General features: G+C 47.9%; 5 protein-coding genes and 1 pseudogene. 5 read left to right on the forward strand and 1 reads right to left on the reverse strand.

The genetic code is table 11. The features are described 5' to 3' along the window. Positions 1-914, reverse strand: a 914-nt coding sequence (gene hemF, locus F6K57_RS40610; RefSeq protein WP_293074621.1) for an oxygen-dependent coproporphyrinogen oxidase, incomplete at its 3' end; no start/stop codon positions are given. Positions 915-1,180: 266 nt separating this feature from the next. Between hemF and F6K57_RS40615 the strand changes: the two genes are divergently transcribed. The 5 genes and pseudogenes from F6K57_RS40615 to F6K57_RS40635 all read left to right on the forward strand — a co-directional run. Then, positions 1,181-1,663, forward strand: coding sequence for a polyketide cyclase/dehydrase and lipid transport protein (locus F6K57_RS40615; protein ID WP_075897982.1), 483 nt, complete (start codon positions 1,181-1,183; stop codon positions 1,661-1,663). Between the two features lie 43 nt (positions 1,664-1,706). After that, entirely contained in the window at positions 1,707-1,880 is a 174-nt protein-coding gene (locus F6K57_RS40620) for a hypothetical protein (protein ID WP_293065871.1), read from the forward strand. Positions 1,881-1,909: 29 nt separating this feature from the next. Continuing rightward, positions 1,910-2,119 carry a hypothetical protein gene (locus tag F6K57_RS40625; RefSeq protein ID WP_293065868.1) on the forward strand — a complete coding sequence of 70 codons (210 nt, stop codon included), beginning with the start codon at positions 1,910-1,912 and terminating at the stop codon, positions 2,117-2,119. 135 nt (positions 2,120-2,254) lie between these two features. After that, complete coding sequence (locus tag F6K57_RS40630; RefSeq protein ID WP_293065865.1) at positions 2,255-2,413, forward strand: hypothetical protein; 159 nt, start codon at positions 2,255-2,257, stop codon at positions 2,411-2,413. A gap of 157 nt (positions 2,414-2,570) precedes the next feature. Next, a pseudogene (locus tag F6K57_RS40635) lies at positions 2,571-2,983 on the forward strand (IS5 family transposase); the annotation flags it as partial. Between the last annotated feature and the right edge of the window lie 326 nt (positions 2,984-3,309).

Genomic DNA, 3,309 nt, shown 5'->3' on the forward strand with positions numbered 1-3,309 from the left:
AGGATGGATTCAGTACGCCCGTTAGTTTGCAGACCAAAAATTGTGCCTCGGTCATACACCAGGTTAAATTCTACATATCGACCCCGACGATAGAGTTGGAAGTTACGCTCTCTGTCTCCATATTCCATATTGCGACGGCGCTCTACAATGGGTAGATAAGCGGGTAAAAAGGACTCAGAGCAGGTTGTGACAAAGGCAAATAACTCTTCCCAACTCCGAGGCTCTAAAACCCCAAGCTTGTCACTGTAAGCTGCTGCGGGACCATCTGGATGGGGACCACGATAGAGTTTACCCGTGCCATCTTGATAGTCAAAAAATAAGCCCCCAACACCCCGCATTTCTTGACGGTGTTTCAGATAAAAATACTCATCGCACCAAGACTTGAAGACTGGGTAATACTCAGGGTGATGAGTATCACAGGCTTGTTTCAATTGGCGGTGCAAATGGGCAGCATCTTCAGCAAAGGGATAGTAAGGGGTCAAATCGATTCCCCCACCAAACCACCAGACTGGTCCTGCCTCAAAGTAGCGATAATTTAGGTGAACTGTGGGCACATAGGGATTACGAGGATGCAATACTAGGGAGGTACCAGTAGCGAAAAAACCATGTCCAGCTGCCTCGGGGCGCTGCTTCAAAATTGAAGGTGGCAGCTGTTTGCCCCAAACTTCCGAAAAGTTAACCCCACCCTGTTCGATTACTGAACCATCGCGCATCACACGGGAACGACCACCACCCCCTTCTTCTCTTTCCCAAGCATCTTCTCTGAAGGTGCCAATCCCGTCATCTTTTACTAGAGCTTCACAAATCGTATCTTGCAGCTGTTGCATCAACTGCTTGACTCTCTCCCTAGAGTCAGCAGGAGGTAAAGAAGTGGTATTAGTGGTAGTTGTTGTGTCCGTCTGAAAAGCTGTCATAAACAATCCTAGTGAGTATCTAAGCCAAACCTTAAGTTTGCCTTGCCAATGTTATTGGTTGGTAATTATTGGTTGGTAATTATTGGTTGGTAATTATTGGTTGGTAATTATTCGTTGGTACGATCGGGTACCTTCAGGGGAAGCCCTGGGGGTTGGCAAAACTCCCAGGCAGTTGAGATCATATCCTAAATAAAGATGGATTTTTCAACCAAAGCCATTTGGGGAAGATCATAAATCTGCCTGAGCATAGCTGCGGGAGGCGTGTAGTGATTCTTAATTTTTCTTTCAAGTTAATTGCTGGTCACGAGGGGGTTTGGTGTAAGTTTTCCCTCTTCAAGACCTATCGCGCCCTGAGTACTGCCCCAGTGGAAGTTCTCTGGCAAAAACTGATCAACTTAGCAGATGTGTCTTGGAATCCTCTGCTGTCAAGTACCAATGCTCCAAAAGGTTTAATGGCTAAACCTGGTTTAATTTATCAGGTAGTCACTCGCTTGATCCCCATTCCGGTGCGAATTTTTGTAGAGCGTGTCTTACCCGGTGAGCTACTCAGTATAAGATTTCTGGCAATTCCTGGAGTTGAAAATCGCGTCACTTACCAGGTAGAGTCCACCCTTTGTGGTACTTATATTTCCTACTCAGTTACTTTAAAAGGCTGGTTATCACCCTTAATCTGGTGGATGATTCGCCCCTACGTGGCGCGGGTGGTATTTGAATTAGCCCAGGCTGCCGAGCAGGTCAGAGCAATCTAATACCGAGTTGCATTCAAAGATAGTAGATTGGTTGGATCGGGAGATGGGGAGATGGGGAGATGGGGAAATAGGGAGATGGGGAGATCTCACAGGGGTAGGTTTTTTACATTTGGGTCGGGAGTCGGGAATCGGGAATCGGGAATCGGGAATCGGGAATCGGGAATCGGGAAAAGCGGGAAATGGGGAGAATTATTCCGGAAATTATTGTGTATTTTGATACATATTTTTAGGAATTTATACGTAGCGATGCAGCGCGGTCTTGGGGAGGCAGCGCCGCCAAAGGGGGTTCCCCCCATGAGCGACTGCCGTGGTTTCCCCCATGAGCGACTGCATCAAGACAATCAAAGTACATACTTGCCCCTTTGTAAAAAACCTACCCTTGTAAGGATGGGGAGATGGGGAGATGGGGAGATGGGGAGAAGAGAAAGTTATCTGTTATACCAGAAATTGGTATAAACCTATAGCTATGGCTCTTTGCCGAAAAGGGTAACTTGCGCGATCGCATCCCCGTAGCCCGTTAGCCCGTTAGCTGAATGCTGAGCAATAATAACACCACTTTCCGAGAACTTTAGGGTACCTAAATCAATAATTGTGATAATTTTTGTTCCCGACTCCCGACTCCCGACTCCCGACTCCCGACTCCCGACTCCCGACTCCCGACTCCCGACTCCCGACTCCCGACTCCCATTAACCCAGCACGAAAACCCTCACCTCATTAAGAACTGCTATACCTTATTATATGTAGGCTAGAATTCCCTTCTTCAGAGGCATTTGGCGATGCTCTGTAGGAGCTGCTGGGTGAACGCAAAAGCGAATCTAGGGCATGTCGTCAGTTAGAGAATTGACAACCAGTCAGTGCAGCTATAGAACTGAGGGGAGTCAGGAAAACTCAACTAAGGAGGAAGTAATGCGTCGGTATGCCTTGCGAGATGATCAGTGGGAGCGAATTAAGGATATGCTACCTGGCCAGGAGGGCTGGGTTGGTGGAAATGCCAAAGATAACCGCCTATTTGTTGAAGCCGTACTGTACCGATACCGTGCAGGTATTCCGTGGCGTGATTTGCCGGAGAGGTTTGGCGATTTTCGGTCTGTGCACAAGCGTCATAGCCTAGGGTCTGAAAGTGGTGTGATAGAACGTGTATTCAAGACACTCTCATTAGATGCAGACAACGAGTACGCTGCGCTCGACTCAACAATTGTACGCGCTCATCAACGAGGGTGCTGGTGCAAAAAAAAACACCAGACGATAAACCTGAAACACAAGCAATTGGACGCAGTAAGGGTGGTTTATCTACCAAAATTCATGCCACCTGTGATGCACGCTAGTGCAGCGCGGTAGAAATGCTTGAGCAGCTGCGGATAATGGTGAAACAGAAGGATGAACCGCTGACCCACTCGATGCTCAGCTCATCCGATTACACTCTTCACAACTAGGCTATGCCTAACCCCCATCCCTTGAGGATGCAATGAGCACGGTAACAGTGAACCAGCTGAGGGCATGATGTCTTCTCAAAAAAAGGAACTAGTTCTCAACTCTGACTCTCTCCTTGAGTTTCTCAAGTCCTGCCTTAACTTGGTAGCCCAAACTGCTCCCAACCTTGTACCAGAATCCCCAACAGCCTGACACTACATCATCAAGGCAGGCA

Origin of the sequence: Moorena sp. SIO4A5 (assembly GCF_010672005.1) — a bacterium.
GTDB lineage: Bacteria > Cyanobacteriota > Cyanobacteriia > Cyanobacteriales > Coleofasciculaceae > Moorena.